The organism is Streptomyces sp. CBMA291 (assembly GCF_014596525.1).
In the GTDB taxonomy this organism is placed as follows: Bacteria; Actinomycetota; Actinomycetes; order Streptomycetales; family Streptomycetaceae; genus Streptomyces.
Window position 1 is genome coordinate 92710 of record NZ_MSJP01000008.1, and the last position, 20738, is coordinate 113447.

Genomic DNA, 20738 nt, shown 5'->3' on the forward strand with positions numbered 1-20738 from the left:
GACGCCCATGTCATCCCCGGCGGCCAGGGCCACGCCGTCGCCTCGGCGGCCGAGGGCACCACCGTGCCGGAGGAGAAACCGCCGGGCGCCCCCCGGACGCCTACGCCCCCGCCGCCCACCCGGCCGTGTTGGAGTACGACTCGTAGCTGTGGCGAGTGTCCCGGCCCCACGTCTCGCCCGTGAGCTGCTCGTACGCCCGGTCGGGTACGTAGAGCAGGGCCTCGGCCCAGACCAGGCCCTCGGCGTACGGGGCGAACCGCTCCGGGTCCCGCAGCACGCTCTCGTACTCCTCGCGTCCGGCCGCGACGACCGCAGCGCGGGTGTAGAGGAACTGATCGCCCGACAGCCCCTCGCCGAACTCCCTGCGGTCCAGCCGGTACAGGGCCCGGGAAAGCTGCTCGGCGAAGCCGGTCGCCTCGGCCACGGAGCCGTCGGCCAGGCGGGCCGTCAGGGCAGCGGCGAGTTCGTCGCCCTCGGGGTCGGGGAGAGCGGGGGCGCACGCTTCGATGAGCTGCCAGAAGGCGTTCTCGTTCATGCCGGGAAGCATGGCGGAGGGGTCTGACAAGCCGTGAACACCGGCACCACCACCCCCGCCTCCCCCGTCCGGCCCGCCTCCCCCGTCCGGAACGTCACCTCCAGCTCCATCCCGACCCTCAGGGCCTCCTCCGGGACCGCCACGACCTCCGTCATCATGCGCGGGCCCTCCGCCAGGTCGACGACGGCGGCCACGTAGGGGACGCGGGTGTCGAAGGGCGGGAGGTCGTTGCGGTGGACGGTCGACCAGGTGTAGAGCGTCGCCCGGCCGCTCGCGGTCTCCCAGTGGACGTCCTCGCTCCAGCAGAACGGGCAGAACTCGCGCGGGTAGTGGTGCGCGCGGGCGCACTCCGCGCAGCGGCGCAGCAGCAGCCTGCCGTCCGCCGCCGCGTCCCAGTAGGGGCGGGTGAAGGCGTCGATGTCCGGGGTGGCCGTCATCCGAGGAGTCCGATCGCGTGGTCGAGGGACCAGGTCTGCCAGGACATCGCGAGCAGGGCGACCAGCGAGACCAGCGCCATCATCGCGTTCTGCCCCTGCTCGGCCCAGTCGTGGATCATCAAGGCGAAGTAGAGGAGGTTCAGGAGCAGGCCGCCCAGCAGGGCCACCGGGGTGAGGAGGCCCGCCACGAGGCCCAGGCCCAGGGCGAGTTCCGCGTACACCACGACGTACGCCATCAGCCGGGGGCGGGGTGCCACCACCGCCTCGAAGCCCTTCCGGACCAGCGGCCAGCGGTGCCGGGCCGCCACGTCGGCGGCCCACGCGATGCCGGTGCCGCGCTCGAACCAGCCCTTCCTGTCCTTGTGCCGCCAGCTCTCCAGCCACCACAGGCCGAGGCCGATACGGAGGACGGCGAGCCATTCGGCGCCGGTGAGCCAGACCGTATGCATGCGCTCCCCCTCGATGAACCCCCGCCTTATCTGACGGTACGTCAGTTCAGCGCAGGGGGCGCGCCCGCGCAAGAGGCCCGTCGCGCGCGGAGCCCCGTACCGCCCAAGAACCCCTCACGCGTGACCGATTCGCAACCGAACCCCCTCCCCGTCGAGACCCACTGCGTGTACACGTCATTACGCTCAGCAGTCATGGCCACCAGCACCCCGGAACCCCCCGGACCGCCCGCCCACCCCGTCTACGTCATCGGCGGCGGCCCCGGCGGGCTCGCGGTCGCCGCCTGCCTGCGCGCGCGGGGCGTCCGCGCCGTCGTCCTGGAGAAGTCCGACGCCGTCGGCGCCTCCTGGCGCGGCCACTACGCCCGGCTGCGGCTGCACACCACCCGGCGCCTCTCCGGGCTCCCCGGGCTGCGGATGCCCCGCTCCTTCGGGCGCTGGGTCGCCCGCGCGGACGTGGTCCGCTACCTGGAGACGTACGCCGAACACCACGAGCTGGAGATCGTGACCGGCGTCGAGGTCTTCCGGGTCGAACGGGACGGCACCGAGTGGATCCTGCACGCGACCGGCGGCCGTCGGCTCACCGGGCGCGCGGTCGTCGTCGCCACCGGCTACAACCACACCCCGCGCCTGCCCGACTGGCCCGGACTCGACGCCTACGAGGGCGAGTTGAGCCACGCCCTGGGCTACCGCACCCCGGAGCCGTACGCCGGGAAGGACGTCCTCGTCGTCGGCGTCGGCAACACCGGGGCCGAGATCGCCGCCGACCTCGCCGAGGGCGGTGCCCGGCGGGTCCGGCTCGCCATGCGGACCGTCCCGCACCTCGTGCGCCGCTCCACCGCCGGGTGGCCCGCCCAGCGCTCCGCCGTCCTCGTCCGGCGCCTCCCCGTACCCCTCGTCGACCTGCTCGGCAAGGCGCTCGCCCGGGTCGCGGCGCCCGACCTCTCCGCGTACGGGCTGCCCCGGCCCGACACCGGTCTCGCCACCCGGCAGCGGGCGGGCGCGGTCCCGGTGCAGGACGTGGGCCTGGTCGCCGCGCTGCGGAGCGGGAAGGTCGAGATCGTGGCCGCCGTGGACGACCTGGCCGGGCCGGAGGTCGTCCTCGCGGACGGCAGCCGGATCACCCCGGACGCGGTCATCGCGGCGACCGGCTACCGGCGCGCCCTGGAACCGCTCCTCGGCCACCTGGGCGTCCTCGACGACCGGGGCCACCCCGTCGTCCGAGGCGCCCGCTGCCCCCGCGAGGCCCCCGGCCTCTACTTCACCGGCTTCGTCAACCCGCTGAGCGGCATGCTCAGGGAACTGGCCCTCGACGCGGAGCGGATCGCCCGCCGGATAGCCCGTACGGGGGGCTCGGCTGCCGGGCGGGGGTGAACCCGTACGGGACCCTCGGCAACCGGGCGCGGGGTATCCCCTGCGGGGACCTCGGGGGACCTCGGGGGACCTCGGGGGACCTCGGGGATCCCGTACGGGAACTTCCGGGCGGGTCAACCCGTACGGGAACTCCCGGGCGGGTCAACCCGTAGGGGAGCTGCCGGGCGGGTCAACCCGTAAGGGAGCCCCCCGGCGGGTCTTCCCGTACGGGAACTCCCGGGCAGGAACTCCCGGCCAGGAACTCCCGGCCAGGTCACCCCGTACGGATCCCCCCGGCGGGCAACCCCCTACGGGGTCAGAACGTCGTGTACCCCTTCCAGCCCCAGCCGAGCCTGACCCTGCTCTTCAGGCCGCCCTTGCCGTCGCCGTCGTACCGCCACAGGAGGCCGTCCGTGCCCTGGGCGACCACGTCGGGGACGCCGTCGCCGGTCAGGTCTCCGGTGCCGGTCAGGGAGAGGCCCTGCCAGCCCCAGCCGATCTGCTCGCGGCTGTCCTCGTACCGGTACAGCTCACCCGTGCTCCGCTGGGCGAGGTACGAGGTCCTGCCGTTCCTCCGCAGGTCGCCGACGGCCGTCATCCGGTACTTCCCGTAGTCCCAGCCCTGGCTCCAGCGCTGCTGGAACCCGCCCTTGCCGTCGCCGGGGTACACCCACAGCTCGCCGGTCTTCCCGTCGAGCGCGAGGACGTCCGGGTAGCGGCTGCCGATGCCGTTCACGGGACCGCGCGAGAAGTCCCCGGAGGACGTCAGCTCCATGTCCTTCCAGCCCCAGCCGATCCGCACCTTCGGGCGCAGCCCCCCGTTCCCGTCCCCGTCGACCCGCCAGAGGTCGCCCCGGGAGTCCTGGGCGAGGACGTCGGGGAAGCCGTCGCCGCCGAGGTCGCCGACGGCCGTGAGCCGGTAGTCCTTCCAGCCCCAGCCGATCTTGACCCGGCTCTTCAGACCGCCCCTGCCGTCGCCGCCGTACCGCCAGAGGGCTCCGGCGGGGTCCCTCGCGAGGAGGTCGGCGACGCCGTCCCCGTCGTAGTCGCGGCGGAAGGTCTCCCAGCCCGGGTTCCGGCCGACCGGCTGGACCCAGGAGAGGGAACTCGCCGAGGTGCCGGGGGTGTTCAGATCGCGCGTCCCGCCGCCCAGGGTGGTGACGGTGGCGTTCGGGGCCGTGTCGCCGAGGTACGCGATCATCCGCCCGTCCGGCGACCAGTCGGGCCGCTGGAGGGGCGGCTTCGCGACGACCGTCTCGGGGGTTCCCTCGGGGGCGTCCAGATCACGGACGCGCAGCTCGTAGCCGTGGTCGACGTCGCCGATGTAGGCGAGATGGCGGCTGTCGGCTCCGAACGTCGGACCCTCGCCCGGGGCCACGGGCTTCGGGGCGCCGCCCGTGCTCGGGTCCCAGACGTGGATCACGCCGTCCCGGACGAAGGCGACCCGCCCGTCGGGGGCCGTGTCGATCTGGGTCTCCGAGACCTGGCCGACGTCGGGGAAGCCGGCGGCGAGGATCCCCGTGGCGACGTCGACCGAGTTCATCCGCGCGCCGTCGCCGTCGAGCCCCCTGGAGTAGCCCAGATAGAGCCGCCTGCCGTCGGGCGTCCACTCCAGCTCGGCGAGGATGCCGCCGTGTCCCTCCATCCTCCTGAGGAGCGGGCGGGCGTTCGTGCCGTCGGCGTGCGCGATCCAGATGTCCGACATGCCGCCGCCGTTGTCCTCGCGGGCGATGAAGGCCAGGTACACGCCGTCGTGCGAGTACGCGAAACCGCTCAGCTCCGCCGTCCGGGAGAGCCCCTTCCCCTGGGGCATCACGATCCGCCGGTCCGTGCCGTCCGCGTCGACCGTGACCAGCGTGTTCGTACGGGCCTCGCCGACGTACGCGTGCTCGACGAAGGCCACGCGGGGCTTCGGCACCTCGTCGACCGGCTGGGCCTGGGCCGGAACCGTCCCGGACACGGCGAGCGCGGCGGAGGAGGCGAGGACGGCCAGGGCCGTGGCGAGGGCACGGCGCCGGCCGCGCGGGGTGGCGGCGGTCGTGGTGGCAGTGCCGGTGGCGGTGGCGCGGGCGGTGCGGCTGATGTTGCCCGTGCGGCTGGTGCGGCGGCTCAAGAGACCTCCAGGGCCATGTCATGGAATGTCGTCACCAAGGCGCCATTCGCGTCTTACGGGGGTGAGACCCTCCCGCGCCCCGAATGGTTGTACGAGACCCCTCTCCCGTACGCCCCACGCATGCCTCTCCCGTACGCCCCGCACAGGCCCTCCCCCGTACGCCCCGCACACGCCCCCTCCGCTTCCCCGCGCACACCCATTCCTGACTACGCGTCAGTTCTGTAACCTGACTAAGTGTCAGCTCTTTTGGATGGGTGAGGGGCGGTCTCCACCATGCTCGGATCGACTCACGGCACCTTCACGGCCGGTCTGCGCGCCCGGGTGGTCGCCTGCGGGGAACCGGACCGCACCGCCGTGCACGGCGTCGCCGCCGCCCCCGGCGACCTGGACGTCAGCGGGCGCCCGCTGTACGCCCCCGTACCCGATCTGGACCTCTTCTTCCGGCCCCGGTCCGTCGCCGTCGTCGGCGCGTCCGACGCCGAGGGACGCCCCACCACCGGCATCACCCGGCAGCTGCTCGCCTGGGCCGACCGCGTCGGCGCCCGGCTCGTGCCCGTCCACCCCACCCGTACCCGCGTCTTCGGGCTCGACTGCGTGCCGTCCGTCGGCGCGCTCGCCGACCCCGTCGACCTCGCCGTCCTCCTCGTCGCCGACCCGCTGCCCGTCATCGAGGAACTGGCCGGGACCAAGACCCGGTTCGCCGTCGCCTTCGCCTCCGGGTTCGCCGAGACCGGCGAGGCGGGCGCCGCCGCGCAGGAGCGGCTCGCCGCCGCCGTACGCGGCTCCGGGCTCCGCCTCCTCGGCCCCAACACCAACCTCAACGCCTTCGAGCACTTCCGCGACGACCTCGAAGGCCCCGCCGTCGCCCTCATCACCCAGTCCGGCCACCAGGGGCGGCCCGTCTTCACCCTCCAGGAACTCGGCGTCCGGCTCTCCCACTGGGCCCCCACCGGCAACGAGGCCGACCTGGAGACCGCCGACTTCCTCTCCTACTTCGCCGGGCGGCCCGAGGTCGGCGCCATCGCCTGCTACGTCGAAGGGCTCAAGGACGGCCGCTCCTTCCTCCTCGCCGCCGACCACGCCGCCCGCGCCGGCGTGCCCGTCGTCGCCGTCAAGGTCGGCCGCACCGAGACCGGGGCCCGTACGGCCGCCTCCCACACCGGCAAGCTCACCGGCGCCGACCGGGTCGTCGACGCCGCCATGCGCCAGTACGGGATCATCCGCGTCGACGGGCTCGACCAGCTCCAGGACACCGCGACCCTGCTCGCCCGCGCCCGCCGCCCGCAGGCCGAGGGCGTCGCCGTCTACTCCATCTCCGGCGGTACGGGAGCCCACTTCGCCGACCTCGCCACCGCCGCCGGACTCCACCTCCCCACCCTCTCCCCGGCCAAGCGGGACGAGCTGCACCAGTGGATCCCGGAGTATCTGAACGTCGCCAACCCCATCGACAACGGCGGCCACCCCGTCGGCGACTGGCGCGGCCGGAAGATCATCGACGCGATCCTCGCCGACCCCTCCGTCGGCGTCCTCGTCTGCCCCATCACCGGCCCCTTCCCTCCCATGAGCGACCGCCTCGCCCAGGACCTCGTCGACGCCGCCGAGGCCACCGACAAGCTGGTCTGCGTCGTCTGGGGCTCCCCCGTCGGCACCGAGGACGCCTACCGCACCACCCTCCTCGGCTCCTCCCGCGTCGCCACCTTCCGTACCTTCGCCAACTGCGTCGGAGCCGTCCGGGCCTATCTCGGCCACCACCGCTTCACCACCGCCTACCGCTCCCCCTTCGACGAGGCCCCCCGCACCCCCTCGCCCTCCTTCCGCAAGGCCCAGGCCCTGCTGCGGCCCGGCGCCCGGCTCAGCGAGCACGCCGCCAAGCAGCTCCTGCGCGCCTACGGGATACGGGTGCCCCGCGAACAGCTCGTGACCAGCGCGGCGGCGGCCGTCCGGGCGGCCGGGCTCGTCGGCTACCCCGTCGTGATGAAGGCCTCCGGCGCCCGGCTCGCCCACAAGACGGAACTCGGCCTGGTGAAGATCGGCCTCACCTCCGCGAGCCAGGTCCGGGACGCGTACCGCGAACTCACCGACATCGCCCGCGCCGAGGAGACCGACCTCGACGGCGTCCTCGTCTGCCAGATGGTCGGCCGGGGCGTCGAGATGGTCGTCGGCGTCACCCGGGACGAGCTGTTCGGCCCCACCGTCACCGTCGGTCTCGGCGGGGTCCTCGTCGAAGTCCTCGACGACACCGCCGTACGCGTCCCGCCCTTCGGCGAACAGGAGGCCCGCTCGATGCTCGGCGAACTGCGCGGCCGGGCCCTCCTCGACGGCGTACGGGGAGCGCCGCCCGCCGACGTGGACGCGCTCGTGGAAGTCGTCCTGCGGGTCCAGCGGATGGCCCTCGAACTCGACGGCGACCTCGCCGAACTCGACATCAACCCGCTGATGGTGCTGCCGCGCGGGCAGGGCGCGGTGGCCCTGGACGCGCTGGCCGTCTGCCGATAGGAGCCCCCGTGCCCCCCGTACCCCCTTCGACGCGGCCCCCCGCGCCCGACCTGCTGCACTCCGTCGAGAACGGCGTCTCGCGGATCGTCCTCAACCGGCCCGAGGCGATGAACGCGGTCACCTGGGACCAGCGGGAACGGATCGTCGCCCTGCTCGACGCGGCCTCCGCCGACCCCGCCGTACGGGCCGTCGTGATCACCGGCACCGGCCGGGGCTTCTGCGCGGGCGCCGACCTGCGGGGCGCGCCCGCCACCGGATCGCGGACGACGGCCGGGGAACGGGCGACGGCCGGGGAACGGACGACCGGGGAGCCGGTGGCCGGGGAGCCGGTGGCCGGGGAGCCAGTGGCCGGGGACGTGAGCCGGACGATCCGGCGCGGGGCCCAGCGGTTCATCGGAGCCGTACTGGACTGCGAGAAGCCGGTCATCGCGGCGGTGAACGGGACGGCGGCGGGGATCGGGGCGCATCTGGCGTTCGCCTGCGATCTGGTCCTGGCGGCGGAACAGGCCCGGTTCATCGAGGTGTTCGTCCGGCGCGGGCTCGTCCCCGACGGCGGCGGCGCGTATCTGCTGCCCCGGCTGATCGGCCCGCAGCGGGCGAAGGAGCTGATGTTCTTCGGGGACGCGGTGTCGGCGGCGGACGCGCACGGGATGGGCCTGGTGAACCGGGTCGTGGCGGCGGAGGAACTGGACCGCACGGCCCGCGAATGGTCCCAGCGCCTGGCCCAGGGTCCGACGCGCGCCCTCGCCCTCACGAAACAGCTGGTGAACGCGTCCCTGGACACCGACAGGGCGACCGCCTTCGCGGCGGAGGCGGTGGCGCAGGAACTGAACATGACGACGAGGGACGCCAGGGAGGGCGTGGCCAGTTTCCTGGAACGGCGGGGGGCGCGGTACGAGGGGAGGTAGGGGGAAGGGTGTGGCGGGGGTGTGGTCGCGGTACGGGGGGGTGGGCGGGGCCTTCTGTCCTGACCCCTCCGTAAGGTGTGCGCACACGACACACACCGCTCCGGGGGGAACGGCATGCCCGACTCCGCGCACTCGCGCACCCGAAACCGTACGAAGAGAACCCGGAGGACCCGGGGAACCCGCGGCCCGGGTGGCCCTGGTAGCCCGGGTAACCCTGGTAGATCACGGAGATCGCTTCTCCTGGTGCCCGCCCTGCTGACCGCGCTGGTGGGGGCGCTGGTCCCGACGGGGGCGGCACTGGCCGCGACACCGGCACCACCGCCGTCCAGCGCCGCCGCACCCGCGGGCACCCCGGCCACCACCCCGGAACCGGAACCGGCCGCGCAGACCCCGTCGGAACCGGATACAGCCGCGCAGGATTCACCGGAACCGGAACCGGCCGCCACGCCCTGCCGGGTACTGCCACTCGCTCCCCTGGGCGATCCCGGTGACGCGGTCGCCACGGTGCGCCTGGAGCCGCACGGTTCCGCCTGTCTCACCGTGACGGTGGAGAAGCCGGGACTGCACAGGGTGAACTTCCGCTACGGAGACCTTGAGGTCTCCTCCGGCGGCGTGCCCGTCCCCTGCCGCTCCCTCCAATTCGCCAAGCTCTGCGAGCTGGCCGCCGGCACGTACCGCCTCGACATCTCCCAGACGGGGAGCTACCCCAGCGACATACGGGTCTCGGTCATCCCGCTGATGACGGGCCCCGGCTGCACGGGCCCTCTCGGAACCGACGTCGGCGCGCCCCCCACGACCGGCACCACCGCCGACCCGCTCGCCGTCGTCTGCCACACCTTCACCGCCGAGCCGGGCTCCCTGGTCCGGGCGGACCTTGATCCGAAGCCCGGCACGAGCGTCGACGGCCAGATCGTCGACAGCACCGGCAAGCCGCTCTGTTCCCTCGGCTACGACTGTCTCCTGCCCCTCGGCGGCACCGGCGACTACCGCGTCCTCGCGACCCTCCGCTTCGAGACCACCGACGGCCCCCGCCCCTACACGGTGCGGGTCCAGCGCCTCTCCGACCCCGTGGGCTGCGCCCCCGCGTCGGTGACCCCGTACGGCTCCGCGCCCGCCCCGAACACCGCCCCGGGCTCCTGCTGGACGTACACCCCGGCCACGACGAGCATGTACGAGATCCGCACCGTCAACGCGGAGGGGGGCTCCTACCGGGCCGCCGTCTACGATCCGCAGGGCCGGATCTGCACATCCCCCGGCGACTGCACCCTCACCGCGGGTGTCGCGTACACCCTGGTCGGCGACGGGGCCCTGAGCCTGCTCGACCTGTCGTCCTCGCGGGGCTGCTCGGACGTGACGCTCGCGCGGCCGCACCGGGACGCCATCTCCGTGCCCGGCGAGATCGACTGTGTGAACCTGCCGGTGCCCCGGGGCGCCCACGTGGCCGTCCTGACGGGCGCCTCCGCCATCAGCCTGAGGCTCGGCACCCAGGTCGTCGACGCGACCGGCAAGCGCGTCTGCCATGACGAGGAGGCGTCCACGGGCGCCTGCGTCCTGGACGGCACCGCCCCCTACCGGGCGCTGGTGGAACGGCAGAACAACGAGACCACCGGCCCCTACGGGCTCGTCGTGCACCGCACGGACGCGCCGAGCGACTGCCGGATCCTCCCTGCGGGCGACTTCGGCCCGGACCCGGCCCACGCGGAGACGGCCACCGACCCCGACACCTTCGCCGAGTGCCTGACGATTCCCGCGTCCGACCACGCCGCCCGCGAACTGATCACGATCGCCCGCGACGCGTCGGGCGTCTCCTTCGACAGCCGCGTCTTCGACGAGACCGGGCGCGGAGTCTGCGCCCTGGAGAACCAGGCCCTCGCCGACTGCCCGCTGACCCCCGGCCTCTCGCACACCGTCCTCCTCAGGAGCCACTACCGGCCTGCCTCGTTCACCCTCACGCGCCGGGACATCACCAGTACCGCACGCGGCTGCGTCGAGACCCCGGCCACCAAGGCCGGCGCGCCGAGCGTGCCCGGCGTCCCGAGCATGTCCGGCTGGCTCGTGTGCCACCGGGTGACCACCACCGACGCCAGGGACACACTGCACCTGAACGCCCGGTCCACGAGGTGGGAAGCGTTGGTCGGCCACCAGGTCTACACGGCGACCGGCGAGCCCGCGTGCGAGGGCTTCGAGTGGGGCTGCGCGGTCACCGGCTCCACCTCCTACCAGGCGATCGTCATGACCGGAAGAACCGAGCCCGGCTACCGCCTCGACGCCTTCCGCATCGCGACCGCCACCGGGCCCGCGCCGGAGTGCGCCCGGGGCCCAGACGTCACCTACGGCTTCGGGATCTCGGTCGGGGTGCTGAGCGAGGAGAGGCCCGCGGTCTGCTTCGCCCTGTCGACGGCGGAGCGCGACCTGTACGCCCTGTCGTTCACCCCGCAGCCGGACATCCGGAAGTCGCCCACACCGTGGATGTACGACCGGGCGACCCGACAGAACGTCTGCTCCCCGGCCAGCGGCAACCGGAACTCCTACGTCTGCCGGGTGCCGGTCGAGACCTACGAAGGGTGGACGCCCCGGCCGACGATCCTCGTCTTCGGCATGCCGGCGACCCCCACCCAGGCCACGGCGGAGACCCAGGCCAAGGTCGTCTGCTCCTCCTGGTGCGGCCCCGTGGACCCGGCGGTCGACGCCCTCACTCCCGGCACGGTCGGCGCCGGGAAGATCACGATGCGGCTCACCGGCACCGTGCTGCACGAGAAGAACGTCGTCCAGCTCAGCAGGGGGAGTTACCGTGCCCGGTCGACGACCCTTTCCGTCGCCCCGGACCTGCGGAGCATGGAGGTCTCGCTCGACCTGACGGGCGCTCCGCTCGCCGCGCTGAACGCGAGCGTGACCACGCCGAACGGAGCGACGTACCAGCTCGACAACGTCACCGTCGTCGCTCCTCTCCACACCACCGTCACCCCCGCCGTCACGGGCACCCCGGTCATCGGCGCCAAGGTGACCGCCACGGCCGGGACCTGGTCCCCCTCGGCCGACGCGTACGCCTACCAGTGGCGGGCGAACGGCGTCGCCATCGCCGGGGCCACCGCCTCGGCGTACACCGTGCCCGCCGCGCTCCTCGGCAAGCAGCTCGGCGTGGCCGTCACCGCCCGCAGGGCCGGGCATCCGACGGTCACGGCCGTCAGTGCCGCCGTCCTGGTCAAGGGCCCGGCGCCGAAGCCGGTGAAGGCGCCGTACGTGTCCGGGACCGCGCGGGTCGGCGGCAAGGTGACGGCGGCCGTGGGCGGTTGGTCGCCCGCGCCGACCTCGTACGCGTACCAGTGGCGGCTGAACGGCGCCGCGGTCGCGGGCGCGACCGGGGCGAGCTACACGCCTCCGGCGACCGCGCGGGGCAAGAAGCTGACCGTCACCGTGACCGCCCACCGCACCGGGCACCTCAGCGGTACGGCCACCTCGGCGGCGCAGACGGTCGGGTACGGGCTCGCGCCGAAGGCGACCCGGGCGCCGTACGTCTCGGGCACGGTGAAGGTGGGCCGCACGCTCACCGTGAACCGGGGCGCCTGGACGCCCGCGCCGACCTCGTACACGTACCAGTGGTACGCGAACGGGCGGGCCGTCGCCGGGGCGACCCGGGCCACGTTCACCCTCGGCAAGGCGCAGCGCGGGGCCCGGATCAGCGTCAGGGTGACGGCCCTGCGCACCGGGCACACGACGGGCACCGCGTGGACCAGGTCGACGGGGGCGGTCGCGCGCTGACTCCCCGGCGAGGGGCACCCCTTCCCTTACGGCCCCCGGGGCGACGGCACGGTCCGCCGCCCCGGGGGCTTCCCATGTGACGACCCGTCAGTTTCAATGAGGAGCGTGATGGGACACGCGGGGATGGCGGCCAGCGCCGTCCGACACCTGAGAGCGGCCGGTTCGCCGACGGCCGTGGAACCACTGCCCCGGCCGGCCCTGCGCGCGGTACGGGAGGACGAGCGGCCGCCCGTCGACCCGGCCGCGTTCCGCCGCGTCCTCGGCCACTTCGCCAGCGGCGTCACGATCGTGACCGCCCTCGACGACCGGGGCCCGACGGGCTTCGCCTGCCAGTCGTTCGCCTCCCTCTCGCTCGACCCGCCGCTGATCGCCTTCATGGTGGCCCGTACGTCGACGACCTGGCCGAGGATCGCCGCCGCGGGCACCTTCTGCGTCAACGTCCTGGGCGCCGGGCAGGCGGAGCTGTGCCGCGCCTTCGCGGTGCGCGGCGCGGACAAGTTCGCGGGCGTCGACTGGACCCCGGCCCCGGCGACCGGGGCGCCCCGCCTCGCCGGGGCGCCCGCCTGGGTCGACTGCGCGATCGATGCGGTGCACACGGGTGGCGATCATCTGATCGTGGTGGGCCGGGTGGCGGACCTGGGAGCGGAGGAGGAGGGCGGGGCGGCCCCCCTCCTCTTCCACCGGGGCCGGTTCGGCAGCCTGGCCGACTGACACCCGTCCCTTCCGCCGGGTCAGGTCACCGACCCCTGAAGGTCCCACAGCCTCTTCATGCCCGCATCGAAGTAGGGGCTGTCGTTGTTGTTGCTGGACCCGTTGTGGATGTAGCTCGTCACACCATTGATGTTCCCGAGTCCCGTGGCGGGGTTGTAGGCCCGCAGCCAGGGCCCGCCGCTGCCACCGCCGTCGAAGCCCGCGCCCTCCATCATGATGTTGGCGCTCTGTAGGGAGGAGGTCTTGGTGCGCCCGGCGAACTGGTACTGCGTATAGCCGCTGTCGTACCAGAGCGGATACCCGGCGATGAGCAGGTCCTCCTCGTCGGTGTAGTTCCACGACATGCCGTTGCCGCCGACCGCGTCGACCACCCGCTGCCCCGCCGCGTTCCGATTCACGGTGACCAGTGCGAAGTCGTACGGGGTGCCGCCGCCGTCGACCCAGTAGTCGAAGGTCAGGAAGGACTTGGCGGTGAACTTCCCGTACGGCGCGAGCTGACCGCCCGTGTTGTAGGCGGGGATGAAGACCCAGCCCTGCATCCAGATCCGGTCGTCATCGGGCGGCCCGCCGTTCCCGCTGCCACCGACGGCGACACAGTGCCCGGCGGTCGCCACCATCATCTTCGACGGGCTGTTGATGGAAGCGGCGGAACACCACTGGGTCTCCTTCGGAAAGCGGGGATCGACGTACTCGACCTTTCCGACGGTACGGATGAGGGCGGTGTCCGCCGCGATCTCGGGGGCGAACTCCCGCTCGATACCCTGGATTTGAGAGGGAGAGAGCCCTTGGGCCCAGGCCCGGGAAGCAGACTGCTTGGTCACGGGCTGCCGGGAGGCGGCTCCCTCGGACGGGGCCTGCCGGGAGGCGGCTTCCCCGGAGGTGGCCTGCCGGGAGGTGGCTTCCCCGGAGGTGGCCTGCCGGGAGGTGGCTCCACCGGTTGCCGTCTGATGGGAGGCGGCTCCCCCGGGCGCGGGTGCCGCCGGAGCGACCGACCCGGCCGGGCCGCCCATCCGTGCGGTGCCGACCGTCCGGGACACGACGTGCCCCTCCGGCAGCGCCGCCGTGAGCCGGGCGTCGGCCCGCCCGCCCTCGCCGTGGACCTGCTCCACAAGCCGGGCCTCGGCGGGGGTGTCGACCCCCGTGTCGTACCGGGTCGAGGCGATCGACCGGGCGTCCCCCGTCCCGTACGCGCCCGAGGCGGCACCCGCCTTCGCGCCGCTCGCCACCCCGGACCCCGCCCGGCCGGCCACCCGCTCCGGCCCGACGGCCGACGCCGGTACGGCCGTCAGCCCGAGCCCCGCCAGGGCCACCGCCACCAGCGCTCCCCGCACCAGCCGGTCCCCGCCCCGCGATCGGGCCCCGTACACCGCTCGCCTCATCCCGCTTCCTCCCCGCGGACATGGGGGCTCGCCGATCGCGCCCCCCGTGCCGCGATCGTCACGGCCACCGGGACCACCGGGGAAGAACCACCACACGATTCACGCCGCCGCCCCGCCCCTCCCGGAACCGGCACCCCACGGCCGTACGGCCGAGTGAACTGCGAACACCGGCCGCCGTACCGCCGAGGAGGCCCCGGCCGCCCGGACGACATTGGCGCGATCACCGCGCTCGGCCCGTACCGGGTTGTCCACTCCACGCCAGACGGGTCCTTCACCCCTGTCGGGCGGGGCAGGGGAGGTCGGGTGTGGTGTGGTTCGGCGAGCAGGTGGCCAGGGCGAGCGAGTGGAAGGCGGTGCCTTCCAGGTAGTGGCCGAGGGACACGTCGCCGCCCCAGGCGAGGCGTTCGACGGCGCTGTGCGCATCGGTCACCGGGAAGACGGCCACGGCCTCCCGGTGACCGGGGCCCAAGCTGGATCCGTTCACTCCCCGTACGCGGCCCACCATTCGGGGAAGGGCACGGCCCGTGCCATGGCCGTGTCCCGGTAGGCGAGGAATCTGGCGAGGTGGCTCTCCCCGAGGAATTCGGCCCCCAGGTACGCGCCCTCCGCGTCGTACTCCATGGCTCCGACGGTCCGTTCGTCGAAGAGCCAGAAGTCCGGGGCGTCCGGGAGGGGATTCTCCCCGCCCGTGGTGTCCAGGATGAAGAACTCCTCGCCCACCGCCATGTTCCGGCGGTATCCCCAGGAGAGTTCGAAGCGCAGGTAGTCCGTCAGGGGACGGGAGAGGATGTGCACGCGGTAGATCCGCTTGCCCGCGCGGGTCGCCTTCTCGACGGTCTTCGTCCAGCCTGCGGCCTTGTACGCCTCCGGCTGCGGCTCGCCCGCGAGATACGCGCGATAGGCGTCGACGCCACCGGACTTGCTGTAGTCGTCCAGAGTCTCCAGCCGGAAAGCCTCCCGGTCGAATTCCCCCAGCCAGTCGCCCAGTGTCTTAGACGAGATGGTCACGCGTCACCTTCCGTCGGGTGCCCCGTCCGATGTTCCCGGTCTCCCCCACGGCTGACAAGGGGTTCGGGTTTCCGTTACGGGAAACCCGGGGTCGTGGCCCTCGGCCCCGGGCGTCTGATCACCAGGGCCATCAGTGCCGCCGCCGCGCACAGGGCGCCCGAGGCGTACCAGACCACGTCGTAGGTGCCGAAGACGTCTCGGGCCACGCCGCCCGCGAAGGCGACTGCCGCCGCGCCCACCTGGTGGGAGGCGAGGACCCAGCCGAAGACGATCGCCGAGTCCTCGCCGTAGTGCTCGCGGCAGAGGGCGATCGTCGGGGGGACCGTCGCCACCCAGTCCAGGCCGTAGAAGACGATGAAGAACAGCATCGGCGGATGCACGGTGGGGGCCAGCAGCATCGGCAGGAACAGGAGGGATATCCCGCGCAGCGCGTAGTAGACGGCGAGGAGCCTGCGGGCTTCGAAGCGGTCGGTGAACCAGCCCGAGGCGATCGTGCCGACCACGTCGAAGACGCCGATCACGGCGAGCAGTCCCGCCGCCGCCGTGACGGGCATCCCGTGGTCGTGTGCCGCCGGTACGAAGTGGGTCTTGACCAGGCCGTTGGTGGAGGCGCCGCAGATCGCGAACGTCCCCGCGAGCAGCCAGAACGGGCCCGTCCTCGCCGCCTTCAGGAGGACGGTGACCGCGCGGCGCGCCGCACCCGGCACCGGGGCGGGCTTCTCCGCGTACTCCCCGCCGTACGGGGCGACGCCCACGTCCGCCGGGTGGTCGCGCAGCAGCAGCCAGACGAAGGGCACCACCGCGAGCGCGGACAGCGCGACCGTCACGGCGGCGGGGCGCCAGCCGTGGTGCTCCACCAGCCAGGACAGCAGCGGCAGGAAGACCAGCTGCCCGGACGCCCCGGCGGCGGTGAGGATGCCGGTCACGAGCCCCCGCCGGGCGACGAACCAGCGGTTCGTGACGGTCGCCGCGAACGCCAGCGCCATCGACCCGCTGCCGAGCCCCACCAACACGCCCCAGAAGAGGACCAGTTGCCAGGCCGCCGTCATCCAGACGGTGAGCAGCGAGCCGATGGCGATCACCGTCAGGGCGCAGGCGACGACCCTGCGGATGCCGAAGCGGTCCATGAGCGCGGCGGCGAAGGGGGCGGTGAGCCCGTAGAGGGCCAGGTTCACCGAGACGGCGAAGCCGATCGTGCCCCGCGACCAGTCGAACTCGGCGTGCAGGGGCTCGATCAGCAGTCCCGGCAGGGAGGCGAAGGCCGCCGCGCCGATGATCGTGACGAAGGCGACCGCCGCGACGAACCAGGCGCGGTGGACTCGGGGGGTACGGGGGGCCGGGCCCTGGGGCGTACGGGCTGCCGGCGTCTCGGTTGTCTGTGCCATGCCATCGAGCATTCCGGCCCGCCCCACGCCCGGCCATTGGCCCGAATGACAGCTTTCGAAGGGATCGGGCCATCGCCCCCCTTCACCCCTCCGTCCGGCCGTCCGGCCCTACGCCCGGCCCAGCGTCCTGATCGGTCGTACCGACAGCAGTGCGCACACCACCAGGACCGCGATCCCCGCGCCCGTCAGCAGGACCGTCTCCGTGCCGACCGCCGCCGCCACCGGGCCCGAGAGCGCGCGTCCCACGCCCATCATCAGGAGCGAGCCCGCCACGTCGTACGCGTGCATCCGGTTCAGCGCCTCCTGCGGTACGTGTGTCTGCACCGAGGTCGACCACATCACCAGCCAGAACGCGAAGGCCGTCCCGCCGATGAACTGGCCCGCGACAAGCAGCGGCACCGGGGCGCCCATGCCGAGCAGCATCAGGTTGACGGGGAGCCCGAGGAGGGCGACCGCGCCCGCCGCGAGCGGGGTGCGGGGGCGGACCCGGATCGCGAGGAGGCCGCCGAGGGCGCTGCCCGCCCCGTTGACGGCCATGAGCACGCCGTACGTGGCCGCCCCGTGGTCCGCCGTGACCAGGCTCGCGGTGAGCGGCACCATGGGGCCCGCGACGGTCAGCCCGTACACCGTCCAGATGCATATGACCCCCCAGAGCCAGGATCGGGAGGTGAACTCCCGCCAGCCGAGGACGAGTTCGACCCGGAGCGAGTCCCGCCGCAGGGAGTCCGAGGGAATCGGCACGAGCCGCATCAGGCCGAGGCAGAGGGCGCTGACGGCGAAGGTCACGCAGATGACGCCGAAGGCGGCGCCCGCGTTCCAGACGGCGACGAGGACACCCGCGGCCGCCGGGCCCGCCATCGTCATCAGGGCTTCCACCACCCGCAGTACGGCGTTGGCCCGCTGCACGTCGGGGGCGATGCGCGGGATCGTGGAGGCGACGCCCGGCTGGAAGAGCGCGGCGCCGACGCCGCTGAGGGCGGAGAGCGTGTAGACCGCCCACAGCGGGGGGCTGCCGAGCGCGAAGGAGACGGCGAGGATTCCCATGCCGGGCAGCCTCAGCAGATCGGCGAGGATCATCATCCGTCGGGCGGTGAACCGGTCGGCGAGCACGCCGCCGAAGAGGACGAGGAGCGCGAAGGAGGCGGTCCACGCGCCGAGCGCGTAGCCGACGGTGGCGCCGGGGCGTCCGGCGCCGAGAAGCCCGGCGGCGAAGGCGACCGGGACGGTCCCCTCGCCGAAGACGGCGACCGCACGGGCGACGAAGAAGAGCCGGAAGTTACGGTTCCACAGCGGGGGCGGGGCGGGCGTGACCGGCTTCGCCATCGGGGTGGCCGGGGCGGCCGGGTCCACCGGCGGGACCGGGTCGACCGACGAGGCCAGGGCCACCGGCGGGACCGGGTCGACCGGCAAGGCCGGGTCCGCCGGGTCCACCCGCAAGGCCGGGTCCGCCGGGTCGACCGGCAAGACCGGGTCCGCCGGGTCCACCGGCAAGGCCGGGTCCGCCGGGTCGACCGGCAAGACCGGTGTGGGAATCCGTTCAGGAGTCTCAGACTTGTACGTGTTGTCCGTCACGGACACGAACAGCTATCAGCGATTGGTCTGAACCACCACCGATTTTCGGAGGGAGCGCCACCCGTGCCGTCGCCGCACCGCGTCGTCGTCCTCGCCCTACCCGGTCTCCTCCCCTTCGAGCTGGGCATCCCGCACCGTATCTTCGGCCGCGCCCGGGACACCGGGGGGAACGCCCTGTACGAGATCCTCACCTGCTCCCCGATCGCGGGGCCCGTCCCCACGGACGCCGACTTCTCCATCCACGTCGAGCACGGGCCCGAGGCGCTCGCCACCGCCGACACCGTCGTCGTCCCCGCCTCCTACGAGCTGGGCCCGGTCCACGACGAGGGCAGGCTCACCGGCGAACTCGCCGCCGCGCTCGCCCACATCCGGCCCGGCACCCGGCTCGTCTCCATCTGCACCGGGGGTTACGTGCTCGCCGCCGCCGGATACCTCGACGGGCGCCCGGCCACCACGCACTGGGCCTCCGCCGCGCACTTCCAGCGCCTCTTCCCCCGGGTCCGGGTCGACGCGGACGTCCTCTTCGTCGACGACGGCGACGTCCTCACCTCGGCGGGCGTGGCCGCCGGGATCGACCTCTGTCTGCACATCGTCCGCCGCGACCACGGCACGGCCGTCGCCAACGACGTGGCCCGCGGAACCGTCGTACCACCACACCGGGACGGCGGCCAGGCCCAGTACATCGAGCGCCCGCTGCCCGAGCAGGGCACCCACACCACGACCGCCGCCCGCGCCTGGGCCCTCGCCCATCTGCATGAACCGCTCCAACTGCGGGACCTCGCCGAGCGGGAGGCGATGAGCGTACGGACCTTCACCCGGCGTTTCCGCGACGAGGTCGGCATCAGCCCCGGCCAGTGGCTCACCCAGCAGCGGGTGGAACGGGCCCGGCATCTCCTGGAGACCACCGGACTGCCCGTCGACCGGATCGCCCGGGACGCGGGCTTCGGCACCGCCCAGTCCCTACGGGTGCACCTGATGAGCGCGATCGGGGTGACCCCGACGTCCTACCGGCGCACCTTCCGCTCCGGAGCGACGGTCTCCGGCTGAACCCCGGCCGCCCGCCCGTCCACACGCCGGTCCGCACGCCCGTCCCCGCGCCCGGCCACCCGCCGCTCCCCCAGCGCGCCCGCCAGGGTCAGCAGGACCGTCAGGGTCACCCCGTAGAGGATCGCCGTCGACGGGGCCGCCACCTTGAGCAGCCCGCCCGCGAGGGTGCCGCTCAGGGCGTATCCGGCGCCGACGGCCGCGTACATCACGGAGTATCCGGCGGCGAGCGCGGACGGCGGCAGGACCTGCCGGAGCATCAGGTTGCGGGTGAGGATCGCGGGGGCCATGAGCAGTCCGGCGCCCGCGAGGGCGGGTCCGATGCCCGCCGCGCCGGGCAGCACGGCCACGAGCGCGACCCCGGCGGTCACCCCGAGCGTCAGCAGCACCGACTGCGCCGGAAGCCGGCCGGGCCAGCGCCCGCGCAGCCCGTACAGGAACGCGCCGACGGCCGAACCGGCCGAGAACCCGGCGAGCAGCGGGCCCGCCCAGCCGATCCCGATACCGCGTTGTTCGAGCAGCGCGGGCAGCATCAGCTCGGCCAGCGCGAGCAGGGTCAACGCCCCCGCGCCCATGAGGTACACGGGCCAGGCGGCGAGCAGTGCGCGGCGGACGGCGGCGCCCCGCTCCTGCGGTCCGGTGGCCCAGCCCGCAGGGAGCAGCCGCAGCCCGGTCGCCGAGAGGGCCATGGCCGTCCCAGCGAGCAGCAGCGGCAGGGCGGGGTCGACGGCGAGCGCGAGCCCGGTGGTGAGGGCGGGCGCGGCGGCCCAGATACCGAAGGTGAGGACCGATTCCCAGCTCATCGCCTGGGTGACGGACGTCTCCGGGACCATGCCGGTGAGCAGGGCCCGCAGTCCGCCGGGTACGGCGGCGGGCCCGCCGCCCGCGAGCGCGGCGAGCGCGCAGAGGACGGCGGGGTGGGCGCCGGGCCAGAGCCCGACGCCGAGGAACCCGACGGCTCCCGCCACGAGCCCGGCGACGAGCTGCGGCCGGGCCCGCTCGGCCCGCATCCGCATGCCGAGGACGGGCGCGCCGACGATCTCCCCGAGGACGTAGGCGGCGGCGAGCACCGCGCCGTACGAGTACCCGCCGGGCTGCTCCCGTACCAGGAACACCAGCGCGAGCGGCGCCATGGCGACGGGCAGCCGCCCGGTGACGGCGACGGCCGACCAGACGAGCACGGGCCGGGTGACGAGCGCGCGATAGGACATGTCCAGGACCGTAGGGGAGGACCCGCCTGCTGCCCAGAGTGCGTCGGGGGCGGGCTTTCCCCTACGGGAGCCCCTGTCACCGGAAGTACCCACGGGAGCCCCCGGCCCCGCATGGCGTCAGGGGCGTCCCCGCCACCGGAAGCACCCGGGGGCGCCCCTGCTCGCGCTCAGCGCCGGGGTGCCTCCCCTACGGGAGAGCCCCGGCCCCACACGGCACCCTGGTTGCCCCTGGGGGCCCCGACCTCGCCCAGCGTCCGGGTTGCCCCCTACGGGAGACCCCCGGCCCCGCTCAGCGTCCGGGTTCCCCCTACGGGAGACCTCGGCCCCGCCCAACGCCCGGGTTGCCCCCCTGCGGAAGCCCGCGCCCCCACCCAACGCCCG

16 protein-coding genes are annotated in these 20738 nt (G+C 73.8%); 6 read left to right on the forward strand and 10 right to left on the reverse strand.

Annotation, left to right across the window (positions count from 1 at the left end; translation table 11 throughout):
* Positions 1-100: 100 nt before the first annotated feature.
* Genes BU197_RS01790 through BU197_RS01800 form a run of 3 tightly spaced genes read right to left on the reverse strand, consistent with a single transcriptional unit; the run spans position 101 to position 1421 of the window.
* Positions 101-535 carry a DUF4240 domain-containing protein gene (locus BU197_RS01790; RefSeq protein WP_223182760.1) on the reverse strand — a complete coding sequence of 145 codons (435 nt, stop codon included), beginning with the start codon at positions 533-535 and terminating at the stop codon, positions 101-103.
* Positions 532-972 carry a Zn-ribbon domain-containing OB-fold protein gene (locus tag BU197_RS01795; protein WP_188266362.1) on the reverse strand — a complete coding sequence of 147 codons (441 nt, stop codon included), beginning with the start codon at positions 970-972 and terminating at the stop codon, positions 532-534. The genes BU197_RS01790 and BU197_RS01795 overlap by 4 nt, the downstream gene beginning before the upstream one ends.
* Positions 969-1421: a DoxX family protein gene (locus BU197_RS01800; RefSeq protein WP_188266363.1), complete on the reverse strand. Its 453-nt coding sequence runs from the start codon at positions 1419-1421 to the stop codon at positions 969-971. Before BU197_RS01800 ends, BU197_RS01795 begins: the two co-directional genes overlap by 4 nt.
* A 192-nt stretch (positions 1422-1613) precedes the next feature.
* On the opposite strand from BU197_RS01800, the gene BU197_RS01805 reads away from it, so the two are divergent.
* The gene (locus BU197_RS01805; RefSeq protein WP_188266364.1) at positions 1614-2792 is read left to right on the forward strand and encodes a flavin-containing monooxygenase; all 1179 of its coding nucleotides are present in this window, start codon (positions 1614-1616) and stop codon (positions 2790-2792) included.
* Between the two features lie 295 nt (positions 2793-3087).
* Here the strand turns inward: BU197_RS01805 and BU197_RS01810 are convergent, their stop codons facing one another.
* Positions 3088-4884 (reverse strand): FG-GAP-like repeat-containing protein, encoded by a 1797-nt coding sequence (locus BU197_RS01810; protein ID WP_188266365.1) that lies wholly within the window; start codon positions 4882-4884, stop codon positions 3088-3090.
* Between the two features lie 273 nt (positions 4885-5157).
* Here BU197_RS01810 and BU197_RS01815 point away from each other — a divergent pair, with 273 nt between their 5' ends.
* From BU197_RS01815 to BU197_RS01830, 4 genes are all read left to right on the forward strand, one after another.
* The gene (locus tag BU197_RS01815) at positions 5158-7380 is read left to right on the forward strand and encodes an acetate--CoA ligase family protein (RefSeq protein WP_188266366.1); all 2223 of its coding nucleotides are present in this window, start codon (positions 5158-5160) and stop codon (positions 7378-7380) included.
* Between the two features lie 107 nt (positions 7381-7487).
* Positions 7488-8288, forward strand: a complete 801-nt coding sequence (locus tag BU197_RS01820) for an enoyl-CoA hydratase/isomerase family protein (RefSeq protein WP_317452082.1) — start codon at positions 7488-7490, stop codon at positions 8286-8288.
* Between the two features lie 243 nt (positions 8289-8531).
* Positions 8532-12047, forward strand: coding sequence for a hypothetical protein (locus BU197_RS01825; RefSeq protein WP_188266367.1), 3516 nt, complete (start codon positions 8532-8534; stop codon positions 12045-12047).
* A 96-nt stretch (positions 12048-12143) separates the two neighbouring features.
* Positions 12144-12758 carry a flavin reductase family protein gene (locus tag BU197_RS01830; protein WP_188266368.1) on the forward strand — a complete coding sequence of 205 codons (615 nt, stop codon included), beginning with the start codon at positions 12144-12146 and terminating at the stop codon, positions 12756-12758.
* A 20-nt stretch (positions 12759-12778) separates the two neighbouring features.
* On the opposite strand, the gene BU197_RS01835 is transcribed toward BU197_RS01830, so the two are convergent.
* From BU197_RS01835 to BU197_RS01855, 5 genes are all read right to left on the reverse strand, one after another.
* Positions 12779-14137 carry a trypsin-like serine peptidase gene (locus BU197_RS01835; RefSeq protein ID WP_188266369.1) on the reverse strand — a complete coding sequence of 453 codons (1359 nt, stop codon included), beginning with the start codon at positions 14135-14137 and terminating at the stop codon, positions 12779-12781.
* A 271-nt stretch (positions 14138-14408) separates the two neighbouring features.
* Positions 14409-14567: a hypothetical protein gene (locus BU197_RS01840; RefSeq protein WP_188266489.1), complete on the reverse strand. Its 159-nt coding sequence runs from the start codon at positions 14565-14567 to the stop codon at positions 14409-14411.
* Positions 14568-14617: 50 nt separating this feature from the next.
* Positions 14618-15145: a DUF6879 family protein gene (locus tag BU197_RS01845; RefSeq protein WP_188266370.1), complete on the reverse strand. Its 528-nt coding sequence runs from the start codon at positions 15143-15145 to the stop codon at positions 14618-14620.
* Positions 15146-15219: 74 nt separating this feature from the next.
* Positions 15220-16530, reverse strand: a complete 1311-nt coding sequence (locus BU197_RS01850; RefSeq protein ID WP_223182761.1) for an MFS transporter — start codon at positions 16528-16530, stop codon at positions 15220-15222.
* Positions 16531-16638: 108 nt separating this feature from the next.
* Positions 16639-17853 carry an MFS transporter gene (locus BU197_RS01855; RefSeq protein ID WP_188266479.1) on the reverse strand — a complete coding sequence of 405 codons (1215 nt, stop codon included), beginning with the start codon at positions 17851-17853 and terminating at the stop codon, positions 16639-16641.
* A gap of 312 nt (positions 17854-18165) precedes the next feature.
* On the opposite strand from BU197_RS01855, the gene BU197_RS01860 reads away from it, so the two are divergent.
* The gene (locus BU197_RS01860) at positions 18166-19149 is read left to right on the forward strand and encodes a GlxA family transcriptional regulator (protein WP_317452073.1); all 984 of its coding nucleotides are present in this window, start codon (positions 18166-18168) and stop codon (positions 19147-19149) included.
* Here the strand turns inward: BU197_RS01860 and BU197_RS01865 are convergent.
* Complete coding sequence (locus BU197_RS01865; protein ID WP_223182762.1) at positions 19107-20357, reverse strand: MFS transporter; 1251 nt, start codon at positions 20355-20357, stop codon at positions 19107-19109. The two genes, BU197_RS01860 and BU197_RS01865, sit on opposite strands and share 43 nt — an antisense overlap.
* Between the last annotated feature and the right edge of the window lie 381 nt (positions 20358-20738).